This window comes from Methanimicrococcus blatticola (assembly GCF_004363215.1).
Classification (GTDB): domain Archaea; phylum Halobacteriota; class Methanosarcinia; order Methanosarcinales; family Methanosarcinaceae; genus Methanimicrococcus; species Methanimicrococcus blatticola.
The window spans coordinates 1-1713 of the sequence record NZ_SNYS01000002.1 but is presented as its reverse complement, the minus strand read 5'-3'; the positions used below and the strand labels follow the sequence as shown (position 1 = coordinate 1713).

1 protein-coding gene is annotated in these 1713 nt (G+C 47.1%); it reads right to left on the bottom strand.

The window, feature by feature from the left end; all coding sequences use genetic code 11:
* Positions 1 to 1688: InlB B-repeat-containing protein (locus C7391_RS00025; protein WP_166627324.1), on the bottom strand; the 1688-nt coding region annotated here is incomplete at its 3' end.
* Positions 1689 to 1713 lie beyond the last annotated feature (25 nt).

Genomic DNA, 1713 nt, shown 5'->3' with positions numbered 1-1713 from the left:
TTCGTGACAATTGTATGTTCATCTCCCGGAATGACAGATGCTGTGTAATCGGTTCCCGTTCCGCCGTTTGCTTTGTACGTCACGTTATAATACGTTGTATCATCATGTTTCCATTTCGCGTACACCGTCATGTTATCCGCCGGTGTTACGGTTTCACCGACTGTATAAACCGTTCCTGATCCGTCCGCATTTTCCGTCCAGTTTTCAAACACGAATCCGTACTTTGACATATTGGCTGTTCCGTTTGTAACGATTGTGTGTTCATCTCCCGGAATGACAGATGCTGTGTAATCGGTTCCCGTTCCGCTGTTTGTTTTGTACGTCACGTTATAGAATGTTGTTTTATCATGCACCCATTTGGCATACACCGTCATGTTATCTGTCGGCGTTACGTTTTCGCCTGCTGTGTAAACCGTTCCTGATCCGTCCGCATTTTCCGTCCAGTTTTCAAACACGAATCCGTACTTTGACATATTGGCTGTTCCGTTCGTAACGATTGTGTGTTCATCTCCCGGAATGACAGATGCTGTGTAATCGGTTCCCATACCGCCGTTTGCTTTGTACGTCACGTTATAATACGTCGTATCATCATGTTTCCATTTCGCGTACACCGTCATGTTATCCGTCGGCGTTACGTTTTCGCCGACTGTATAAACCGTTCCTGATCCGTCCGCATTTTCCGTCCAGTTTTCAAACACGAATCCGTACTTTGACATATTGGCCGTTCCGTTCGTGACAATCGTGTGTTCATCTCCCGGAATAACAGAGACGGTATAATCGGTTCCCGTCCCGTCGTTTGCTTTGTACGTCACTGTATAGAATGTCGTATCATCATGTTTCCATTTCGCGTACACCGTCATGTTATCTGTCGGCGTTACGGCTTCGCCGACCGTGTAAACCGTTCCTGATCCGTCCGCATTTTCCGTCCAGTTTTCAAACACGAATCCGTACTTTGACATATTGGCCGTTCCGTTCGTGACGATTGTGTGTTCATCTCCTGGAATGACGGACACCGTGTAATCGGTTCCCGTTCCGCCGTTTGCTTTGTATGTTATGTTATAATACGTCGCATCATCATGTTTCCACTTCGCGTACACCGTCATGTTATCTGTCGGCGTTACGTTTTCACCGGCTGTGTAAACTGTTCCTGATCCGTCCGCATTTTCCGTCCAGTTTTCAAACACGAATCCGTACTTTGACATATTGGCCGTTCCGTTCATAACGATTATGTGTTCATCTCCCGGAATGACAGACACCGTGTAATCGGCTCCCGTTCCGCCGTTTGCTTTGTACGTCACGTTATAATACGTCGTCTCATCATGTTTCCATTTCGCGTACACCGTCATGTTATCTGTCGGCGTTACGGCTTCGCCGGCTGTGTAAACTGTTCCTGATCCGTCCGCATTTTCCGTCCAGTTTTCAAACACGAATCCGTACTTTGACATATTGGCCGTTCCGTTCGTGACAATCGTATGTTCATCTCCCGGAATGACAGACACTGTGTAATCGGTTCCCGTTCCGCCGTTTGTTTTGTACGTCACGTTATAATACGTCGCATCATCATGTTTCCACTTAGCGTACACCGTCATGTTATCCGTCGGTGTTACGGTTTCGCCGACTGTGTAAACCGTTCCTGATCCGTCCGCATTTTCCGTCCAGTTTTCAAACACGAATCCGTATTTTGACATATTGGCCGTTCCGTTCGTAACGATT